The sequence below is a fragment of the Ensifer sp. YR511 genome (assembly GCF_900103045.1).
GTDB lineage: Bacteria > Pseudomonadota > Alphaproteobacteria > Rhizobiales > Rhizobiaceae > Ensifer > Ensifer adhaerens.
Genome location: NZ_FNGR01000062.1, coordinates 1 through 19,187 on the forward strand (window position 1 = coordinate 1; position 19,187 = coordinate 19,187).

The 19,187-nt window shown below is 58.0% G+C and carries 21 protein-coding genes and 1 pseudogene; 6 read left to right on the forward strand and 16 right to left on the reverse strand.

Going from position 1 to position 19,187, the window contains the following annotated elements; genetic code table 11:
* The 10 genes and pseudogenes from BLU15_RS37830 to BLU15_RS37875 all read right to left on the reverse strand — a co-directional run.
* Positions 1–1,263: pseudogene (locus BLU15_RS37830) on the reverse strand (Re/Si-specific NAD(P)(+) transhydrogenase subunit alpha); the annotation flags it as partial.
* A 104-nt stretch (positions 1,264–1,367) separates the two neighbouring features.
* Complete coding sequence (locus tag BLU15_RS37835; protein ID WP_090302404.1) at positions 1,368–2,042, reverse strand: RraA family protein; 675 nt, start codon at positions 2,040–2,042, stop codon at positions 1,368–1,370.
* A 10-nt stretch (positions 2,043–2,052) separates the two neighbouring features.
* Positions 2,053–3,096, reverse strand: coding sequence for an ABC transporter ATP-binding protein (locus BLU15_RS37840; RefSeq protein WP_244546955.1), 1,044 nt, complete (start codon positions 3,094–3,096; stop codon positions 2,053–2,055).
* Complete coding sequence (locus BLU15_RS37845; protein WP_090302406.1) at positions 3,093–4,100, reverse strand: ABC transporter ATP-binding protein; 1,008 nt, start codon at positions 4,098–4,100, stop codon at positions 3,093–3,095. Before BLU15_RS37845 ends, BLU15_RS37840 begins: the two co-directional genes overlap by 4 nt.
* Positions 4,097–5,011 carry an ABC transporter permease gene (locus BLU15_RS37850; RefSeq protein WP_090302407.1) on the reverse strand — a complete coding sequence of 305 codons (915 nt, stop codon included), beginning with the start codon at positions 5,009–5,011 and terminating at the stop codon, positions 4,097–4,099. The genes BLU15_RS37845 and BLU15_RS37850 overlap by 4 nt, the downstream gene beginning before the upstream one ends.
* Positions 5,008–5,982 (reverse strand): ABC transporter permease, encoded by a 975-nt coding sequence (locus BLU15_RS37855; RefSeq protein WP_090302409.1) that lies wholly within the window; start codon positions 5,980–5,982, stop codon positions 5,008–5,010. Before BLU15_RS37855 ends, BLU15_RS37850 begins: the two co-directional genes overlap by 4 nt.
* A 26-nt stretch (positions 5,983–6,008) precedes the next feature.
* Entirely contained in the window at positions 6,009–7,055 is a 1,047-nt protein-coding gene (locus BLU15_RS37860) for a LacI family DNA-binding transcriptional regulator (RefSeq protein WP_090302411.1), read from the reverse strand.
* Positions 7,052–7,717 (reverse strand): RraA family protein, encoded by a 666-nt coding sequence (locus BLU15_RS37865; RefSeq protein WP_176960485.1) that lies wholly within the window; start codon positions 7,715–7,717, stop codon positions 7,052–7,054. Before BLU15_RS37865 ends, BLU15_RS37860 begins: the two co-directional genes overlap by 4 nt.
* A gap of 30 nt (positions 7,718–7,747) precedes the next feature.
* Entirely contained in the window at positions 7,748–8,488 is a 741-nt protein-coding gene (locus BLU15_RS37870; protein ID WP_176960486.1) for an HpcH/HpaI aldolase family protein, read from the reverse strand.
* 70 nt (positions 8,489–8,558) lie between these two features.
* Positions 8,559–10,124, reverse strand: coding sequence for an ABC transporter substrate-binding protein (locus BLU15_RS37875; protein ID WP_090302417.1), 1,566 nt, complete (start codon positions 10,122–10,124; stop codon positions 8,559–8,561).
* Positions 10,125–10,272: 148 nt separating this feature from the next.
* Between BLU15_RS37875 and BLU15_RS37880 the strand changes: the two genes are divergently transcribed.
* The 6 genes from BLU15_RS37880 to BLU15_RS37905 are packed head-to-tail and all read left to right on the forward strand — an operon-like array spanning position 10,273 to position 16,350.
* Positions 10,273–11,022 carry a FadR/GntR family transcriptional regulator gene (locus BLU15_RS37880; RefSeq protein ID WP_143034360.1) on the forward strand — a complete coding sequence of 250 codons (750 nt, stop codon included), beginning with the start codon at positions 10,273–10,275 and terminating at the stop codon, positions 11,020–11,022.
* Positions 11,015–12,727, forward strand: coding sequence for an IlvD/Edd family dehydratase (locus BLU15_RS37885; protein ID WP_371590416.1), 1,713 nt, complete (start codon positions 11,015–11,017; stop codon positions 12,725–12,727). The genes BLU15_RS37880 and BLU15_RS37885 overlap by 8 nt, the downstream gene beginning before the upstream one ends.
* Before the next feature lie 5 nt (positions 12,728–12,732).
* A complete protein-coding gene (locus BLU15_RS37890) occupies positions 12,733–14,274 on the forward strand; it encodes an NAD(P)-binding domain-containing protein (protein WP_090302423.1) in 1,542 nt (513 codons plus the stop codon).
* The gene (locus BLU15_RS37895) at positions 14,271–15,257 is read left to right on the forward strand and encodes an NAD(P)-dependent oxidoreductase (RefSeq protein ID WP_090302425.1); all 987 of its coding nucleotides are present in this window, start codon (positions 14,271–14,273) and stop codon (positions 15,255–15,257) included. Before BLU15_RS37890 ends, BLU15_RS37895 begins: the two co-directional genes overlap by 4 nt.
* An 8-nt stretch (positions 15,258–15,265) precedes the next feature.
* On the forward strand, positions 15,266–15,808 hold the full coding sequence (locus BLU15_RS37900) for a chromate transporter (protein WP_090302427.1): 543 nt from the start codon (positions 15,266–15,268) through the stop codon (positions 15,806–15,808).
* Positions 15,790–16,350: a chromate transporter gene (locus BLU15_RS37905; protein WP_143034361.1), complete on the forward strand. Its 561-nt coding sequence runs from the start codon at positions 15,790–15,792 to the stop codon at positions 16,348–16,350. The genes BLU15_RS37900 and BLU15_RS37905 overlap by 19 nt, the downstream gene beginning before the upstream one ends.
* Positions 16,351–16,460: 110 nt before the next feature.
* On the opposite strand, the gene BLU15_RS39930 is transcribed toward BLU15_RS37905, so the two are convergent.
* From BLU15_RS39930 to BLU15_RS41095, 6 genes are all read right to left on the reverse strand, one after another.
* Positions 16,461–16,787: a hypothetical protein gene (locus tag BLU15_RS39930; protein ID WP_210187502.1), complete on the reverse strand. Its 327-nt coding sequence runs from the start codon at positions 16,785–16,787 to the stop codon at positions 16,461–16,463.
* Positions 16,788–17,065: 278 nt separating this feature from the next.
* Positions 17,066–17,257 (reverse strand): hypothetical protein, encoded by a 192-nt coding sequence (locus BLU15_RS37910; RefSeq protein ID WP_090302431.1) that lies wholly within the window; start codon positions 17,255–17,257, stop codon positions 17,066–17,068.
* A gap of 18 nt (positions 17,258–17,275) precedes the next feature.
* Entirely contained in the window at positions 17,276–17,491 is a 216-nt protein-coding gene (locus BLU15_RS37915; protein WP_090302433.1) for a hypothetical protein, read from the reverse strand.
* A gap of 116 nt (positions 17,492–17,607) precedes the next feature.
* Positions 17,608–18,291 carry an RraA family protein gene (locus tag BLU15_RS37920; RefSeq protein ID WP_090302435.1) on the reverse strand — a complete coding sequence of 228 codons (684 nt, stop codon included), beginning with the start codon at positions 18,289–18,291 and terminating at the stop codon, positions 17,608–17,610.
* 233 nt (positions 18,292–18,524) lie between these two features.
* The gene (locus BLU15_RS41090) at positions 18,525–18,770 is read right to left on the reverse strand and encodes a transposase (RefSeq protein ID WP_371590417.1); all 246 of its coding nucleotides are present in this window, start codon (positions 18,768–18,770) and stop codon (positions 18,525–18,527) included.
* Complete coding sequence (locus BLU15_RS41095; RefSeq protein ID WP_371590418.1) at positions 18,689–19,117, reverse strand: IS5 family transposase; 429 nt, start codon at positions 19,115–19,117, stop codon at positions 18,689–18,691. Before BLU15_RS41095 ends, BLU15_RS41090 begins: the two co-directional genes overlap by 82 nt.
* Between the last annotated feature and the right edge of the window lie 70 nt (positions 19,118–19,187).

Genomic DNA, 19,187 nt, shown 5'->3' on the forward strand with positions numbered 1-19,187 from the left:
AGAAGCGTCAGCTGGCTCTTCGTCTGGGCCTTGAAGGCTGCCGCCTCGGTCGCACGCTTTTCCTCCGGCGTCGGCTCCTTCACCTTCTCCTTTGGTTTCTGCGCCGCGATCGCGGCGATCTTCGGCGGTGGCGGCGGATAGGTGATCGCACCCTGGAAGGTGACGGTCGCGCCACGGATGACGTCGTCCTCCATGTTGTGGACGAGCTTGCCATCCTTGCCCGGCGTCAGGTCGGTCAGCATATGGCGGATATTGGTGGCATAGAGCGTGGACGCCTGCGCGGCCATGCGGCTCGGGAAATCGGTATAGCCGATGATGACGACGCCGTTGTCGGAGACGATCCGCTGATCGGCAACGGTCAGGTCGCAGTTGCCGCCACGCTCGGCCGCAAGATCGACCACCACCGATCCCGGCTTCATCGCCGCCACCATGTCGGCAAGCCAGAGTTTCGGTGCATCACGGCCCGGGATCAGCGCCGTGGTGATGACGATATCGATCTGGGGCGCAAGCTCGCGGAACTTGGCAAGCTGCTTCTCGCGGAACTCCGGCGAAGAGGGAGCCGCATAACCGCCGGTGGCAGCGCCATCCTGCTGACCTCCCCCATCACCACCGGCGAAATCGAGATAGACGAACTCGGCTCCCATGCTCTCGATCTGTTCGGCGACCTCGGGACGCACGTCAAAGGCGTAGGTCTGAGCACCGAGCGAAGTGGCGACACCGATCGCCGCAAGACCGGCGACGCCCGCACCGATCACCAGGACCTTGGCCGGCGGCACCTTGCCGGCGGCCGTCACCTGGCCGGTGAAGAAGCGACCGAAATTGTTGCCCGCCTCGATCACCGCGCGATAGCCGGCGATATTGGCCATCGACGACAGCGCATCCATCTTCTGGGCGCGCGAAATGCGCGGGACCATGTCCATGGCGATGACGTTGGCGCCCTTTTCCCTGGCGAGCTCCAGAAGTTCGGCATTCTGGCCCGGATAGAAGAACGAGATCAGCGTCTTGTCCGCAGACAGATACGCGACCTCGCTCGGCTCGGGCGGCCGCACTTTTACAATGACATCTGCCGCTTCATACAGATGCGCTGTCGACGACCGTAACGCCCAAAGCCCCATAGGCCTCGTCCGAAAAACCCGCCTGCATTCCGGCCCCTGCCTCCACCAGGCAGGTATGGCCGAGTTTGTTTAACTGCAAAGCACTTTCGGGCGTGAGCGCCACGCGTGCTTCATTTTTCTCCACTTCTCTCGGTGAACCGATTTTCATGGATTGCCCCCTGCTACGAACGCGCTGATGCTTGCCTCGCCGTTTGGTGAGGTCTTTTATTCTTGGCCAGCGTCTCTCATTTATCGATTTTAAGTGGTACGGGCTTAGCGCAGACCGAGACAACCCTTGGCGGCAAGCTCTTTATCGATCCACGCCTTCTCAAAATGGCCAGCCCGACCAGCCTCGCCTGTTTGGATTTCCCAATCTCTCTTTGCGCGTGCCGCCGCTAAAAGCAGACCCGCTTGTTCCCTCGGAATGGCAAGCACCCCATCCAGATCGCCGACAATCAAATCGCCTGGTTCAACCGCCATGCCGTTAAGGGCGATTGGGCAGTTCACTTCGCCCGGCCCGTCCTTGTAAGGCCCTCGGTGGGTTACGCCCATCGCGAACACCGGCAGAGATTGTTCACGGATCTCGGCTAGATCGCGAATTGCCCCACTTATGACAATTCCGCCCAGCCGGCGATAGGCGGCATACGCCAGCATATTCCCCCCGAAAAGGGAATTGGTTAGATCGCCGCCTGCTTCGACCACGATGACATCGCCAGGCTCGGCAATCTGCAAAGCCTTGTGCAACATCAGATTGTCGCCTGGGCGGGTCTTGACTGTCAGTGCCGGTCCCGCCATGGGAGTTCCATCATGCATCGGCCGAAGCAAAGCACCGCCGCCGTTCGTCCGCGCCATGACATCGCTGATGTTGGCCACCGGAATTCCTCGATAGGCCTCAACAATCTCCGGTTCAGTTACGTGGCGCCGAGGATAAACTGAAAATCCGTACATTGCGGTCTCCTTAACTATCGGTATTAAGATGGCAAGCGCTGCGCCGCCCCGGTGCGATCTCACGCAAAACCGGCGCTTGCTGGCGGCAGACCGGCATCACATGCGGGCACCGCGGGTGGAAGTGGCAACCCTGTGGGGGCCTGAGCGGACTGGGAATCTCGCCGTTGATCGTTTCAAACGTGCGTTTCCCCAGCTGGATACGCGGCTTTTGCCGCAACAGTGCCTGCGTATAAGGATGATTGGGTGCCCGGAAAAGTTCCTCGGTTGGAGCCTCCTCTATCACCCGGCCAAGATACATGATGACCACGCGATCCGAGATATGTTCAATCACCCCAAGGTCATGACTAATGAACAGATATGTCAGACCCAATCGGCTTCGCAGATCCATGAACAGGTTAATGATCTGCGCCTGAATCGACACGTCGAGAGCTGCAACTGACTCGTCGCAGATCAACAACTCAGGCGAGACCGAAAGTGCACGCGCAATGCCGATCCTCTGCCGTTGGCCGCCGGAGAACTGGTGCGGGAAACGGTCACTATAGCCACCATCCAGTTCGACTTGTTCAAGATTCTGACGCACAAACGCCGCGCTATCTCCACGCGAAACAATCCCATGGGCGACCGCTGCTTCGGCAAGAACGTCCCCAATGCGCATGCGCGGATTCAGGCTGCTGAACGGGTCCTGAAAGATCATCTGAACACGCAGGCGCGTTTTGATGCGCTCGGCTTTGCTCAGCTTGGTTATGTCCTTGCCGTCGATCAGAACGTGACCGGAAGTTGGTTTGCTGATCTGTCCGGCAATCCGGCCCAGGGTTGATTTTCCGCAGCCGGATTCGCCTACCAATCCGACAACCTCACCCTTGCGCAATCTCAGCGAGACGTCATCGACAGCACGAACCCGATGAGGCGGTGCCCAGCGTGCAACCTTCCTAAGCAGGCGATCGATTCCGTCTTCGTGGCGTGTGAAGATGCGGCCAACGTTCTTGAGCTCGAGAAGCGCAGGCGGACTTTCGTCCGCCGCCGAGATAGGCTGGGTCGTTGTCTGCATATTCATGTTTCCTTCTCCGCAAGGGCAAGCCCGTTGGCGCGTCCCGCCGTGGGAACGGTATGGAAGCAGCGCACCAGCCGCTCGTCTTGTTGGATGAGATCGGGGTCTTCCTGGCACGCAGCATCTACTGCAGTACAACGCATGCGGAAGGCACAGCCCTTGGGCAGATTGAACAGGCTGGGCGTTGCACCCTTAATCTGATGCAACGGCTGGCCACGCGGAATGACACCGGGGGCGCTACGTATCAAACCATTGGTATATTGGTGCTTGGGGCGGGTCAGTACGAGGCCAACATCTCCCATTTCAACGATACGACCGGCATACATAACTGCCAGTCGATCCGCGAGGCCTGAGACAACCGACAGGTCATGTGTAATCCAAATCAGGGACGTGCCGTGCCGGTTGGCGAGCCCCTGAATTTGCGCCAATATCTGTGCTTGAATCGTGACGTCCAAAGCTGTTGTCGGCTCGTCGGCAATGATGATATCCGGCCGGTGAAGCAGAGCGATAGCGATAGCCACACGCTGCCGCATCCCGCCGGAAAACTGATGAGGATAGGCCGCAAGCCGTTCGTCGGGGCTGGGTATGCCGACCATCCCAAGCGCCTCGACAGAGCGTATACGAGCCTCGGCTCGAGACACATCGGCATGCGCCAACACAGTTTCGACCATCTGCGTCTCAATCCGAAGAACCGGATTTAGAGTCATCATGGGATCCTGAAAGATCATCGCGATCCGATTGCCCCGAATACGGCGCAATTCTTCTTCGCTGGCGGTGACCAAGTCTTGTCCGCGGAACAGAACGCGGCCGCCAGCTATGCGACCTGGATGCGTAACAAGGCGCAGGATCGAGAAGGCAGTAATGGACTTTCCAGAACCAGATTCACCGACCAGACCGAGGATTTCGCGCGATGCAAGCTCGAAAGAAACATCATTAACAGCGCGCGCAATGCCGGCTTTGGTTACGAAATGCGTGCTCAAGTTGCATATTTTGAGAAGGGTCTCGGTCACGACTGGTTCCTCGGGTTAAGGATTTCGCGCACGCGGTCGCCGACGATGTTGATTGCCGCCATAGTCACTAGAAGCGCTAGACCGGGGTAAAGGCTGACCCAATAGTTTCCGGCAAGGATGTGGGAGTGTCCGTTGGCGATCAAAAGTCCCAACGAGGGTTCCGTCACCGGCACACCAAGGCCGAGAAAGCTCAAGGTCGCCTCGAGCGCAATCGCCCGCGCAATCTGCATGGTGACAATCACCACGACCGGCGGAAGACAGTTAGGCAGAAGGTGATGGAGCGCTATTCGCCATGCCGGTAGCGCCAACCCGCGTGCCGCTTCGATGTATTCGCGGTTGCGCTCGACCATAGCGGCCCCACGAACAGTCCGGGCATATGTCGCCCATTCAACTATGACGATGGCTAGGACTACGTTGCCCACCCCAGAGCCAAGAACCGAAAGTATCATCAGTGCGATCAAAATGGCCGGAAAGGAAAGCTGAAGATCGACCAACCGCATGATGAACGCCTCGGTCCGCCCGCCAATGAATGCGGCAATGATGCCAATCAAGGTGCCGATGGTGCAGGCTAGCAAGGCCGATCCTACGCCAACCGCCAAGCTGATCCGCAGGCCGTAGACAATGGCTGATAACATGTCACGGCCTTGATCGTCGGTGCCGAGCCAATAGCGCAACCCGTAGGTCGGAGATTCGGTGCCAGGCGGCAACATGCCGTCCATAATATCGATCTGCATCAAATCGTAGGGATTCTGCGGAACAATCCAAGGTCCGAAAGCTGCCAGCAGGACAATCACCAGAAACAGGAGCAACGCACCCACGGCAAGCGGCGAGGACAAATACAGCTCTATCGACTGACGCAGCGGCGTCCGCGACGAGGGTCCCGGAACAGTTGTAGCGGTCACTTCAGTCATTTTTGCTCTCCCAGCCTGATGCGAGGATCAAGAAGCGTATAAAGAAAGTCGACGATCAGGTTCACGGTCACAAAGAGCACGACCGTTACCATCATGTAGGCAACGATAACGGGCCGATCCAAGACATTGATTGAGTCGATGATAAGCTTGCCCATGCCTGGCCATGAGAAGATGTTTTCCGTCACCACGGCAAAAGCGATGGTGCTGCCAAAATCGATTCCGATCACCGTGACGATGGGGATCATGATGTTCTTCATCACGTGTACGGTCACAATTCGTCTTTCGCTTAGCCCCTTGGCTCGGGCAAAGCGGATGTAGTCGGCCTGCAACACTTCGGAGACACCGGCCCGGGTGAGGCGCATCACCAGCGCAATATTGACGAGTGAGAGGTTCAGAGCCGGCAGAAACATGTGACTGAGCCCATCAAGCGTCAGGAATGACCAGTTGACGCCGAGGACTTCGCGAGTATCGCCACGACCAGAGCTGGGCAGCCAGCCAAGTTCCATCGAAAAAATGGTAATCAACATCAAGCCGACCCAGAAGCTAGGCAGGCTAAAGCCCAGGATACTACCTGTCATGAGAACGCGCGAAAGGATGGAGCGCGGACGGAGCCCGGCGTAAAGCCCCAAGGGTATGCCGATCACGATGGAAAGAAGAACCGCTGCAACCGCAAGCTCCAGCGTCGCGGGAAGTCGCTCAAGAATCAATTCCAGCGATGACGTGTTGAACACAAAGCTGGTGCCGAAATCGCCTTGCAAGATCCCGCCTAGAAACCGGATATATTGCAGCCATAGCGGTTGATCCAACCCGAACGCCTGTGCCGCCCTTTCTCGCGATAATTGATCCGCGTCCGGTGGGACCAGAATGTCTAGCGGATCGCCGATGGCATAGATGCCGATGAAAACGATAATCGTCATCGCCAAGACAACGAAAACCGCCTGGATCAGTCGCCTGATCAACCAAGAAGTCATATTTTTCTCCTCCCTCTTCGCTGCGGTTACGAACCGGCCGGCGGTGGACCACTTGAGCCACGGACCTCAAGTCCCACTGCAATGGTGATATTGGCTTCGGCCGGTTTGCCGTCGACGCGCGCGAGCAGGTAATCGGCCGCGGTCCGGCCAATTTCCGTCTTGGGGGTTGTAAGGGTTGTCAGGCTGGGGATGAGGCTTTCCGCCAGATCTGAATTGCCGCTACCTGTCACAGAAATTTCCCCCGGCACCGAGATGCCTTGCGATTGGCATTCCAACACGGTTGCCGCGGCAAGGATGTCGTTTACTGCTATAATTGCAGTAGGACGCGGACCGGGTGCGCCGAGCAGAGTGCGTACGGCGCGTCGCCCCTCGATCCAGTTGGTGGGTGTTTCGGCCACATGCTCCTGGTCAAGGATACCCCCGCTCGCCTCTATCCGAGCCCGTACGGCAAGAAGACGCTCAGCAAAGCGAGGGTTTCGCACGGTGTTCCCAACGACAAATCCGAACCGCCGGTGTCCCAGCGATAGGAGATGGTCGGCGACCAGTTCCATTGCCGCGCAATGATCGTAAGAGATAAAAGGTGGGCCTTCACCGCCGCTTGGCATCCAGGTTACGACAAAGGGTTTGGCCTGGCGTTTGACGAGTTCCACCATTTCTGGATGCGTCTCGCCACCGATTAGCAACAGGCCATCAACTTCGCGCTCCAACAATCTGCGGGTCGCTTCGACTGCACCGTCACGGTCGGCTGCATAACTTGACAGCAACACGCCGTAGCTCGAGGAATAGAGCCGGCTTCGGAATGCATCCAGTGTTCGCGCGGCAACGGTACTGGTCAGGCTCGGGACCATGACTCCCATTGTCATCGACCGCCGGGAGGCCAGGGCCCGGGCCAGGGCATTCGAGACATAACCAAGCCGGTCGATTGCCGCCTGAACCCGGACCTGTGTCTTTTCGCTAACACTGGAACGGTCGTTTAGATAGCGCGAGACCGTAGCGGTTGAAACGCCCGCTGCGAGGCTGACTTCCTGCAAAGTTGCTTTGCGCAGCAGCCCTGTGTCAGTTGTGTCCATCATTTACCCAACCCGAACTGCTCCCAAAAGCCGCTATCTGTCTGGTATTCCTCTTCGGCACGCCTGATTTTCTGTGCCAGTTCAGCTACCTCCCGCGCACGCTCCGCCGGCACCACAACGATGCCGCTTTCATCTGCAAAAACGATGTCACCGCCGCGAATATGCACCTCGTCGAGGTTTACGGGCTCGTTGAGGCTCACTGTCTCCAGATCCCAAAGGCTTTTTACCGGCGACACGCCCTTGCAAAAAACAGGAAAACCTACTTGTCGGATCAGATCGGCATCGCGTGTAGCGCCGTTGGTCACCATACCAACGATACCGCGCGACAAACAACGCATAGCGTGGTTTTCGCCCCAACTACCGACGCGAGTAATCCCGCCAGTGTCAATGACAACGACATCGCCCGGCCGGGCGAGTTGGCGTGATACCTCGCCATGCCGAACGAAACCCTCTTCGCGCGGGGTGGTGGCGTGTTTCCAATGTTGGCGGACAGTGAAGGCCGGACCGACGATACGTGTGCCCGCAGGCGCAATCATCTGGTTGCCCACGATCACCGTTCGTCGCATTCCCAAATGCTCCATCGCGTCGCTGACGTTGCCGCTGATTAGCCCGTCAAATAATTCAGCGACGGGGGCTTCAGTCCGAGCGATATCGTTGGTGTCCATTTTTTCCTCGTTCATTTGATGGCCAGTTGGTTAAGCCGCTGTGTTCAAAAAGCGGTGACCGCCTTCGACGATAAAGTCCTTGACGCGGCCCAGAGTCATCACATCGTCCTTCATCGGAAAACCTGCAGCCCGGATGCGCTGTTCTAACGAGGCTACAAGTTCGCCCATCGGCGCTGAAAAGCCTTTCACAAGCCGGGGTTGGTCATAGCTGGCACTGAGATCGTTCTTCCCGATGGTGTAGTAGTCGATCCCTGGGACCTGCAGGATCTCATCCAAGTTTTCAACGGCTTTGCGGTCCTCGATTTGAATAGAGAGTGTGGTGTTCTCGTTCACCTCCGCAAAATATTCCTGGAAATCACCGCCTCCCAACCAGTACCGGTCCGCCCGGGCGCCACCATTTGAACGAAACCCGCGGGGCCGGAAGAACGTTGCCTCCACTGCTGCTGCTGCCTCTTCCGCGGAACTAACATGCGGCACAATGATGCCTTGCACTCCCCGGTCAAGGTAAGTGCCGATCAAGGCGAGCATCCCAGGAGGGACCCGGGCGATGACGGTCAGATCGCTGATTTCCGCCGCACGGCAAGCCTCTTCAATTTCCGAGAGATCAAATCTTCCATGCTCTGCGTCTAGATAGACGAAATCAAAATCCAGCATGCCCAGTAGCTCGATGACACTGGGGCTTGCGAAAGTCATGTGAATTCCGCGGGCTTTGCTGCCCTGACGGATGGCGTCCTTGACGCGGTTGCGACGAACCGGGGCGAGGGCTTTCATGGCGATAGGTCTCCTAAAAAAGCGGTTGGCGAGAGCTCGGCACCCCGAGCCTCTCGGTTCTTCGTGACGGTTACTTCTTGGATTTGTGTACATTGGCGGCAAGGAAACGCTCGTCCACCCGCGAACTGAAATCCAGCGTGTCACGCAATGCGGTCACATAAAACTGGTGCTGCAGTGGAATTATGCCTGCGTCATCCATTACCGTATCGATAGCTTTGACGAGGAGTTCTGAACGCTTGGCATCGTCCATGGTCACAGCGGCTTCAGCAAGCATGGCATCCAGGTCCGGGTTGGAATAGCGACCCCTGTTGCTGGACCCCTGCCCCAATTCGCGGTTAAACGTTCCGACGAGATTGCTAAGAGAGCCCATTGGCTCACCAGTTGTGGCCCCATGCCCAAACATGAACAGGCCGAACTCACCTTTATTCATGCGGTCATACATCACCGACGCCGGCAGCGTCTCAAGTTTCACGCGTACTCCAATGCGTGCCATCATCTGGCTGATCGCCTGCGCGATCTGCGCATCGTTGATATACTGGTCGTTGGGAGCGATGAAGGTCAAAGACAAGCCGTCGGGAAAGCCGGCTTCTTTGAGCAAAGCCTTTGCCCCCTCTGGATCATAGAGGCGTTGGGGGCGATTTGGGCTGGCGCCCGCAGAAGCCAGGTTGATCTGGTTGGCCGGCTGTGCGAGCCCCCCCATGATGCGAGCGGTGATTGCGTCCCGGTCAATCGCTTTCGACAATGCCAGACGCACGCGCTGGTCAAGAAGCGGGCTCTTCTCTAAGCGCTCACCCTTGGGTCCGGCCACATATGTCGTCGCCTCCGGGCGAAAGCTGACACCCATATAGATGAATCGATAGGACGGCGCCTTGCTCAGCTTGACCCCTGCCGCGCTTGATACCCGCTCCACGAGTTGCGGCGGCACCTGATCGATAAAATCCGCCTCTCCGGTCAAGAGTTGCGTCACTCTGGCCGCATCCTCCGGCACGAATTTGATGCTGACCGCCTCGAAATCCGGCTTCTCGCCCCAATAATCCTCATTGCGCTCAAGCAGGACATTGTCGCCCGGCACCCAGCTCTTAAACTTGTACGGCCCGGTCCCAATCGTGGCTGCACCAGAATTGAAATCGCTGAGCGGCTTACCATCGACAGCTTGCTTCGAAACGATGACAAAACCCGACATATAGACGGGTATCAGTGGAAACGGCTGGGCCGTCTTCAGCCGGATGGTCAGCGGGTCCATAATCTCGATATCGACAATTGGTCGGATGTAACGTTCAAGAGAGCCTGGGCTGTCGAGCGTCGGGATGCGTCGGATCGTGTAGGCAACGTCCTCCGCTGTGAACGGCGTGCCGTCGTGGAATTTTACTCCCTCGCGCAGCTTAAACTCCCACGTACGTTCGTCGATGGTGCGCCACGATGTGGCTAGACCTGGATTAAGCTGTTGCTCGCCATCCTGGATGACGAGCGTATCGAAGATGTTGCGCGCCATCGCCGCATTAGGCGACGCACTTTGATAGTGCGGGTCCATTGAACTGACTGGCGCCGCCAGATTGACCTTTAGCGTATCGGCACTCGCTCCACCCACGAATCCTGCCAGTAGCGCGACCGCAAGAAACATTTCCTTGAACTTCATAATGGGCCTCCTCCCTAAAATGTAAGCCTTTACATTCTTACTTGCATACCGTAGTAGCCAGAGTCAACAGGGTATTTGAGGATGTACTTGTAGGACAGGTTGCAACAAAGTACCGTCCAACCCAACCATTGAGTGGAGGCGACCAGGCGTGAGTGAGAAAATGGAAAGGCGCGGCAAGCCGGAAGTGCTGGCCCAGCAATTGGCCACGGAGATTAACGGGCTTGAGGCCGGCACGCCCTTGCCGTCTGAACAGGCATTGGCGCTTCGTTTTCAGGTTAGCCGCGTCGTGGTCCGCGAAACCTTCACGCGGTTGCGCGCCACTGGGCTGGTGCGCACGGAGCCGGGGCGCGGCCATTTTGTCGCCGATGTACCCCCGCCCGAACCAATACAGGTATTTGCCGATCCCCCGTCCGACCTCAGATCACTTCTCCAGATCGTTGAGCTCCGTGCTGCTCTGGAATCACAAGCTGCCGCACTGGCCGCACGGCGGCGCAGCCAGGACGACATTGCCCGCATGGAGTCGGCAGTGGAGCGGATGCGTGCAGCCATAGAGGATGGGCAGATCGAGCTTGGAGTCGCGGCGGATTTCGATTTCCATAGCGCGATTTTGGCCGCGACCGGTAACGAGTACTTCCGCCGATACGCCCAGATCGTCACCCAACCGCTGTTCGAAACCATACGCGCTGCACGCGAATATTCCGCAGGGCGCAGCGCGCAACGTTGGCAGGCTCAGCGGGAACACGAACAAATTCTGGAGGCCATCCGAAACGGAAACCCGCGATCCGCCCGCGCCGCCGCCCAACGTCACGTGGACAATACAGCTAAACGCCTCGCGTCGGCCAATGCGACCGCGGCAGAATCGACCCACACAACTCAACAGGATAAAAATGATGGATGATCAGCCGGTTGGCCTTTCGCGAGGACTAACTCAGTATGGTGATGCGGATTTCGCAGTGTATCTGCGACGTTCCTTCGCCAATTCGCAGGGATTGTCACAAGACCTGCTTCAAAAACCGGTGGTCGGCATTGCCTCGACATTCAGCGATTTCAACAACTGTCATCGCCTGGTTCCCGAGTTGGTCACCGCGGTTAAACGAGGGGTGCTGGCCGCTGGCGGTCTACCCATGGAGTTCCCAACCATTTCTCTGGGCGAAGTCTTCCTGAACCCCACCAGCCTCGTCTTCCGAAACCTGATGTCGATGGATGTCGAGGAAATGCTGAAGGCCCAGCCAATGGATGCTGTGGTACTGGTCGGGGGCTGCGACAAGACAGTTCCAGCGCAACTGATGGGCGCAGTCTCAGCGGGTATCCCCGCAATCCAATTGGTGACCGGTCCTATGATGACCGGTCAATGGCGAGGTGAACGGCTAGGCGCATGCACCGATTGTAGGCGCTTTTGGGGTCGTCATCGCGCGGGTGAGATATCGCGCGATGAAATCCAGGAGGTCGAGCGTAATCTGGCAGTCACCGCCGGAACCTGCGCGGTCATGGGCACGGCCAGCACCATGGCCTCTTTGGCCGAAGCGTTGGGGATGATGCTGCCCGGCACCGCTGCGATCCCGGCCGTTCATGCCGACCGGCTTCGCGCCGCCGAGGCGACTGGACGTGCTGCCATGGAGTTGGTGTCTTCGCGGCTCACCCCAAACCAGATCATCACCGAAAAGTCGGCTGAAAACGCCCTGCGAGTGTTGTTGGCAATCGGTGGTTCGACCAACGCGATCATTCATCTTGCTGCGATCGTCGGCAGGGCGGGCATCCAATTGGACCTGAAGCGGATGAACGAATTGTCGGACACAACTCCGGTGTTAGTCGATCTAAAACCGACCGGACCGCATTACATGCAGGATTTGTTTGCCGCAGGCGGCCTGGGCGCCGTCATGCGTGAATTGCGCGACCAACTGCATTTGGACTGCCTGACGGTGACGGGTGAGACGTTGGGACAGCGGCTGGAACGCTCGGATGGAACGTGGGTCGATCGTCAGGTCGTGAAAAGCCGCACCTCGCCACTTCAACCTGAGGGCGGGCTGGTTGCCCTGTTTGGCAATCTCGCTCCGCGTGGAGCGATCCTCAAGCGGGCAGCCGCCGATTCGTCTCTGTTCGAAAAGACCGCACGCGCGGTCGTATTTTCATCCCTCGAAGACCTGGCACAGCGGATCGACGACCCCGATCTGGATGTAGAGGCAGACGATATTCTTGTCTTGCAAAACGCGGGCCCTCTAAGCTCATCGGGAATGCCAGAGGCCGGCTATCTACCCATCCCAACGAAACTGGCTCGCGCCGGCGTCAAGGATATGGTTCGTATCTCGGATGCGCGCATGAGCGGTACTGCCTTCGGCACGATCATTCTTCACGTGACCCCTGATGCCGCCTCTGGCGGACCACTTGCCCTTGTGCGCAATGGCGACACGATCCGTCTCTCGGTCGCAAGTAAAAGCATCGAACTTCTTGTCTCGGACGAGGAACTCGAACTGCGCCGTAAGAAATGGAGCCCACCCTCTTCAACACCCAAAAGAGGATACCAGCGGCTTTACCGCCGAGAAGTTTTGCAGGCGGATCAAGGTTGCGATTTCGACTTCCTGTTACCCGAACCGCAAAAGGAATAGCCTACATGACGATAGGTTTTATAGGTGCCGGGACGATGGGTATGCCCATCGCCCTTCATCTGCTTCGGGCGGGCTATTCTGTCGACGTCATCATACGCAATGACGACGGCGCCGATGTTGTTGCGGCCGGTGGTCGGGTCTTCACATCCCCGTCCGATCTCGACCGGCCGGTCTTCCTCTTTCTCTGCCTGCCGAACGCAGAAACGGTAGAACAGGTACTTTTCGGACCCCATGCCGTTCAACTTGCTGCCGGTGCGGTTGTCATCGACCTGACCACTCATGACAGGGCGAGCGCAAAGCGCATTGCGGAACGCTTGGCGGAGTCGTCGGTCGACTTTATCGATGCGCCGATCTCCGGTATGCAACAGCGTGCACAGCAAGGCACACTGACCGTGATGTGTGGCGGCGGGCCAGACAAGTTCAGGCAGGTCAAACCACTATTTGATTGTTTTGCCACATCCGTATTGTGGATGGGGGACGTCGGCTCAGGGCAGACGGCAAAATTGATAAACCAACTGCTGTTCGATGTGAACATGGCAGCTTTGGCCGAACTTTTGCCCGCCGCCGTCCGTCTCGGCCTAGATCCCGTCCTGGTTGCGGAGGTGGTCAACGGCGGCACTGGCCGCAGCTACGCGTCTGAGTTCTTCCTACCGCGTATCCTGCAGGGCCAGTTCTCAAACGGCTACCCCCTTGCCAAAGCCTACAAGGATCTCAAGGCTGGCGCGGCGCTTTCTGCAGATCTGGCCCTTCCGATGCCTGTTCTGGCTGCTGCCACTGCCACCTATCAGACCGCACTGGCGCAAGGACATGGCGATCTGGATAAGGGGTCGATGATATTGCCCTTTGAAGGCCTTTCGGGTGTCGTTTTCCGCGCCAGACACCGACTATTTTGTACGCTCGCGCTGCGCGGTGTCGTGGAGGAGATTTGGGACGACGCAAGCGGACCAGGCGAAATCATCTTCGAGCCCACCGTCTTGCTTCTACAGCGTATCGCCGCAGGTGATCTTCCGACTTTGGCCCTACTAACAGATGAGGCGGCGCAGGGCCTGGAACTGGACGGCAAGATCCTTTCGAGGCATCCGCTCGTGCTATCCCGGATCGGTATCGCCGCCACGCAGGACAATCCGCCACCGGCTTTTGCCACCACTGACGATCTGGTTCGCTATCTGCGCGAGGTTCCATCGCTCTGCTATTCAAAGAGTGGAGCGAGTGGCATCCATTTTTCTGCCGTCTTGGAGCGCTTGGGCATCGCAGCGGAAATCGATGCTAAAGCAGTCGTGATACCACAGGGGCTAACCGGACGCATGGTGGCTGAAGGTAAGGCGGCTTGCGCCATCCAGCAGATCAGCGAGCTGGCACAGATCCAGGGCCTTTCTGCCGCTTCTCCTCTGCCGGAAGAGACACAGCGCACGGAGATCTTCTCCGCAGCCCTACATGCCAATTCTCCCACAACTGACGCGCTGCTTGCCCGCTTGCTGCATGCCGACACACGGCCATTGTTAGCCGCTCATGGCCTGATGCCCATCGAAAGGAATACCGCAGTATGAATTATTCAAAATCTCGCCTGCTCGTGGTTTCTCCCCTGACTGCCGCCGTCGAGCTGCACGCCGCCGAGGTCTTTGACGCAAGCCTCGCACCCGGCCGCAACATGACGCCAGAGGAGGTCGTTTCCCACTGCTGCGCCCAGGAAATCGCCGCAATCCTGCTCACAGCACGGGTGTCGATGCGTCGTGACCAGATCGATCGACTGCCGGGCAGCGTACGCATTATCGCAACCTGCAGTGTCGGCTATGACCATGTTGATGTTGCGGCCGCAAGCGAACGAGGGATCGTCGTCACCAATACACCCGAGGTTTTGACAGGTGCCACGGCGGACATGACGATGTTGCATATTCTCGCAGCAGCACGGCGGGCTCGGGAATACGCAACGACGATGGATCAGGGCTGGCGCTGCCGACTAGGCCTCAACGAAATGTTGGGAACCGATCTGGCGGACAAAACACTTGGCATCGTCGGCATGGGACGGATCGGTCGCGCGGTGGCGCTGCGCGCCTCGGCCTTTGGGATGCGCGTCGCCTACCACGATCTCGCAAGGTCCGCCCCTGACGATCGTTACGAGGCACGCTTCTACGCGGAGCTTCATGAAATGTTGCCAGAGTGTCATGTGTTGACGCTCCATGCTCCGGGTGGTGGTGGTGGGCCACTGATCGGTGCCCGCGAGCTAGCGCTGCTGCCACAAGGCTCGATCCTCGTGAACGTCGCGCGGGGAGAGCTCGTCGATGAGGAAGCGTTGATTGAAGCTCTCGTCTCGGGGCAATTGCAGTCAGCAGGACTTGATGTATTCAGGTCCGAACCCGACTACAATCTTCGCCTGCGAGACCTCCCAAATGTTTTCCTGACGCCACATATGGCGAGCGCAACGCAAGAAACCCGAGATGCGATGGGCTTCCGGGCACTGGACAATATAGCTCAAGTGCTTGCAGGTGGTGAGGCGCAGGATGCCGTGATTTCGGCCCATTCAAAGGCATAGGTGCGCGCATGACAAGGGCATCTGAGCCCAGCCTTTCCCGGCTTTTCACGGTCTGCTTCAAGATCGGAATCTTATCTTTCGGTGGCGGTTTGTCGGGCTGGCTGCGCCGAGAGTTCGTCGAGCTAACCGGATGGATCAGCGACGAGGAATTCACAAGTAGTCTTGCATTTGCACAGGTATTGCCGGGAGCAAATGTGGTCAACCTGGTGATTACATTAGGCGATAATCTGCGTGGCCCTTTGGGTGCCCTTGCCTGTTTCACAGGATTTCTGCTTGGACCATTTTTCGGGGTGCTGGCGATGATGAGCCTGTTGTCCCGCTTCGCGGGACCGCTGCTCGATACCGCGCTAATCGGCGTTACTTTCGCCGCCATCGCCCTAATCGCCGCAGTGTGCCTGTCCAGTGTAGTGCGAATTCGTCACACGCCCGCCAATCTTTTGATAGCGGTAGTGATCGGCATTCTGGTTGGGCTTCTCGAATTCCCCTTGGTGTGGACCGTCTTGTGCGCGGCGCCGGTCAGCATCGCCCTAGCTTGGCGGACTACGAAGTGAAGAGTGGGGTGCTGCTTGACCTTGTTATGGTCCTTACGCCGTTGTCACTTCTATCGTTCGGAGGGGGTCCGGCAATTCTTTCAGGGATCCACACTGAGGCGGTGACCGTGCGCGGATGGCTGTCCGAGGCGGAATTTGTCAACCTGTTCGCGATATCACGCGCGGCACCCGGTCCAGGGCTGATGCTCTCGACGCTGCTTGGTTGGAAACTGTCGGGTTGGATTGGGGCGATGGTTGCAACGCTGGCGCTCTTCGTACCCTCATCACTGGTGTTTTACACCGCACTGAAAGTTACCAACGCCTATCGCAGCCGGCGCTGGTATAGGGTCATGCGACAGGGTCTGGCGACAGTGAGTGTTGGTCTGATGATAGCCTCTTGCGTCATTCTCTTCCGGATGGCCGATGGAGGATTTTTGGGCGCACTCATTATCCTTATTAGCCTCGCCACGATGCAACTGCTCCCGCGGATACCCACAATCCTGCTTCTAAGCGCTGGTGCCACCACATCGATCGTGTGGAGTGGGTTCGCTCAGCTTCCTTGAACGTAGTGCACCAGATTCGGATTTCAGAACGCCTTCGGCCCCAACTTGACTTCGAGGAGCAGCGTTCGCGATCCTATTTTGTTCAAGTCTTCAAATGTACGCGGCCGTGCCTACGAAGTTTCAAACCGCTCAAGCAACCTTCTCAGCTGCGCATTCTGCAAAAGCAGCTTCTCTGCTAACTGGCGCCTCAGTTGTTTGATGTCGCCGTCGAGCGCGGCAACATCATCGAGGAAGGTGATCACGGGCAGCCGCGCATCTGAGCCTTCGTCTCCACGGCTATCGTCGGAGGAGGCGACCTCAACGCGCCTGGCACGCGTTTTCCTGGTCTTGGTTTGTTGTCTTGCCGGTTCTAATGGACGTTCGCCCTGAATTGCTACCTCAGGATCGTTGGGACTTTCCCGGTTTGACCGCAGTGGAAGACGCCTCTCTGCTCCCATCATCCTCTACGACAGGGGAGTCCCCTGTCGAGGCGTTGAGATCGTTCTTCTCCGGCTCGGTCGAAGTGACTTCTGCAGCATTAAGAGGCGAGTTGACATCATCGGCATCCGGAACAGGCGGTGCCAATGACACCCCGCGCGCTTCGGTTTCACGCGCGTTCTTCTGCCCTTCGCGCGCCCGCCCCCTGACGCCAGTTGAACCAGGAATTTCCATGGCGAGTTCATAATGGGCCATCACCCCGGGCAATCGCACCGCAATCATTGCCTCTGCCAATAAGTCACTTGCCTAGCGAGAACGTAACAAGGAGGACGACGAGCAATCCGCACATCGAATGGATCGCGAGGTTACGCCAGCGACTTTTTGATTTGCTCGCTGCACCCGCGACCATCAGCATTAAAGGCGCAGTCAGCAGCGCACCGAGAACATCCAGCAAGATGATGAATGCAACGATTGAAGCCGCGATCAGCATGAGCGCCCACCATGGTAGCTAGCCGATGACTTCCCGTGGATTGAGAAAGGCCTGCACGAACAGGATCGATCCCGCGATAGCGATGAAGACCGCCAACACCCTGGGCAAGAAGGCGGGACCCATCGCGGTTAGCGTACCTGCCGGCAGGTCCGCCGTTTGCGACAGGACCACGTAACTGAAGCAAATTAGGAGCAGCGATGCTCCCAGACTGCGCTGATCACTTAATTTGCCCATTTGTACCTCCCAAACGGCTTGCCACTTCTTGCGACACAAGGTGACCTTGCTTGCCCGCCAGGACGCGGGCAACGCTCATCCCCAGCGATCGTTGGCTATCGCGTGATAAGCCTCCACTAGCTCTCGATAGGGCATTTCAGGTTCGACAACGCCTCGTCGATCCATGCGCGCGGCAACCCCCTGCCCGCCGCTATATCTTCGAGCGACTTTGCTTCCGCCGCCTGTTTGGCCTCGACAAACGCAAGAACGCGCTCGGCTTCGTCGATCGGCACACACACAAAACCGTCCTCATCACCAACAATGAGGTCGCCAGGCTCGATGACCATGCCCTCGATTGCGATCGGCACGTTAATTTCTCCCGGGCCTGTTTTATAAGGGCCGCGATGTGTCGCGCCGGCTGCGAAGACTGGAAAATTCAATCGACGGATTTGCCCGACGTCGCGGACGGCACCATCGATGATGATCCCGCCTAGTCCCTTCATGGCCGCATATCGCGCCATGATTTCGCCGATGATGGAGTTCGTAAGGTCACCTCCGGCATCTACAACGACAACATCTCCAGGCTCCGCAATGTCGAGCGCTTTGTGAACCATCAGATTGTCGCCTGGGCGTGTTTTGACAGTGATGGCTGCCCCTGCGACAAGCCCACCTTGATGAAGAGGCATGAGTCTGCTTCCGCCCGCAGTCATACGGTTCATGCAGTCGCTGATGTTGGCGACGGGCATATGTCTGAATCGCTCAACCAACTGATCTGAAATCTTACGTTTCCGGCGAAGTACTCTAAACCCTATACTCGTCATGCGCTTTCTCCTCCTTGGCCTGATCTGGGGGGCTATTGCGGTTGGAGCTCTAGGCCGTCGACTCATAAACTTTGACACCAAATTCTCGTGGCGACGAGTTTTACAGCGGCGAGGTAGTTTTCGGGGCGCTTGTCGTATCGAGTTGCGATGCCACGGAACTGTTTGATCCTATTGAAGAAACGCTCTACGAGTTTGCGCTGCCGGTAAACCCACTGCGAGAAGACGAAGGTGCCCTAGCGGTTTGTCTTCGGCGGGATGTTGGCCCAAGCCTTTCGTTCGGCAGCCTTGGCCCGAATGGCGTTGGTATCATAGCCCTTGTCGGCCAACAGGATATTTCCCTCGTCGAGCTCGTCCATCAGCGCGTCAGCCTCGGTGCAGTCGGCGACTTGGCCGCCGGTCAGACGGAGGGTAACGGGACGCCCTTCCGCGTCGACGAGCGCGTGGATTTTGCTTGTAAGCCCGCCGCGGGAACGTCCCATGCCTCCATCGTCTCCATCCCCTTTTTTCCCGTGGCCGCATGCTGGTGAACGCGGACACAGGTCGAGTCGATCATGACGATATCGCCATCGTAAGCCTCGGAAACCGCCTCAAGAAGCTTGTCCCAGACACCGGCCTTCCGCCAACGGACGAAGCGGTTGTAGCAGGTGGTCGGCGGACCGTAGCGCTCCGGGATTTCCGCCCAAGGCGAACCAGTCCGGAACCGCCAAAGGATGCCATTCAGCACCCGCCGGTCATCGACCCGAGGAACGCCGCGGGGTTTGTTGGGCAACAGTGGTGACAGGATCGACCATTCGTGATCGGTAAGTTCGTAGCGGCGACGCGTCATACAGCCTCCCTTATCCGGAAGCCTTGAATCACGACACGCGAAAAACACCAAGCAATTTTATGAGTTTACG

Coding starts and splice junctions, on each gene's coding strand:
- BLU15_RS37885 (WP_371590416.1), top strand. CDS start 11,015: ATGGATGATCAGCCGGTTGGCCTTTCGCGAGGACTAACTCAGTATGGT.
- BLU15_RS37895 (WP_090302425.1), top strand. CDS start 14,271: ATGAATTATTCAAAATCTCGCCTGCTCGTGGTTTCTCCCCTGACTGCC.
- BLU15_RS41095 (WP_371590418.1), bottom strand. CDS start 19,117: ATGACGCGTCGCCGCTACGAACTTACCGATCACGAATGGTCGATCCTG.
- BLU15_RS37855 (WP_090302409.1), bottom strand. CDS start 5,982: ATGACTTCTTGGTTGATCAGGCGACTGATCCAGGCGGTTTTCGTTGTC.
- BLU15_RS39930 (WP_210187502.1), bottom strand. CDS start 16,787: ATGGGAGCAGAGAGGCGTCTTCCACTGCGGTCAAACCGGGAAAGTCCC.
- BLU15_RS37915 (WP_090302433.1), bottom strand. CDS start 17,491: ATGGGCAAATTAAGTGATCAGCGCAGTCTGGGAGCATCGCTGCTCCTA.
- BLU15_RS37910 (WP_090302431.1), bottom strand. CDS start 17,257: ATGCTGATCGCGGCTTCAATCGTTGCATTCATCATCTTGCTGGATGTT.
- BLU15_RS37875 (WP_090302417.1), bottom strand. CDS start 10,124: ATGAAGTTCAAGGAAATGTTTCTTGCGGTCGCGCTACTGGCAGGATTC.
- BLU15_RS37900 (WP_090302427.1), top strand. CDS start 15,266: ATGACAAGGGCATCTGAGCCCAGCCTTTCCCGGCTTTTCACGGTCTGC.
- BLU15_RS37850 (WP_090302407.1), bottom strand. CDS start 5,011: ATGACTGAAGTGACCGCTACAACTGTTCCGGGACCCTCGTCGCGGACG.
- BLU15_RS37835 (WP_090302404.1), bottom strand. CDS start 2,042: ATGTACGGATTTTCAGTTTATCCTCGGCGCCACGTAACTGAACCGGAG.
- BLU15_RS37870 (WP_176960486.1), bottom strand. CDS start 8,488: ATGAAAGCCCTCGCCCCGGTTCGTCGCAACCGCGTCAAGGACGCCATC.
- BLU15_RS37890 (WP_090302423.1), top strand. CDS start 12,733: ATGACGATAGGTTTTATAGGTGCCGGGACGATGGGTATGCCCATCGCC.
- BLU15_RS37865 (WP_176960485.1), bottom strand. CDS start 7,717: ATGGACACCAACGATATCGCTCGGACTGAAGCCCCCGTCGCTGAATTA.
- BLU15_RS37840 (WP_244546955.1), bottom strand. CDS start 3,096: ATGAATATGCAGACAACGACCCAGCCTATCTCGGCGGCGGACGAAAGT.
- BLU15_RS41090 (WP_371590417.1), bottom strand. CDS start 18,770: ATGGGACGTTCCCGCGGCGGGCTTACAAGCAAAATCCACGCGCTCGTC.
- BLU15_RS37920 (WP_090302435.1), bottom strand. CDS start 18,291: ATGACGAGTATAGGGTTTAGAGTACTTCGCCGGAAACGTAAGATTTCA.
- BLU15_RS37860 (WP_090302411.1), bottom strand. CDS start 7,055: ATGATGGACACAACTGACACAGGGCTGCTGCGCAAAGCAACTTTGCAG.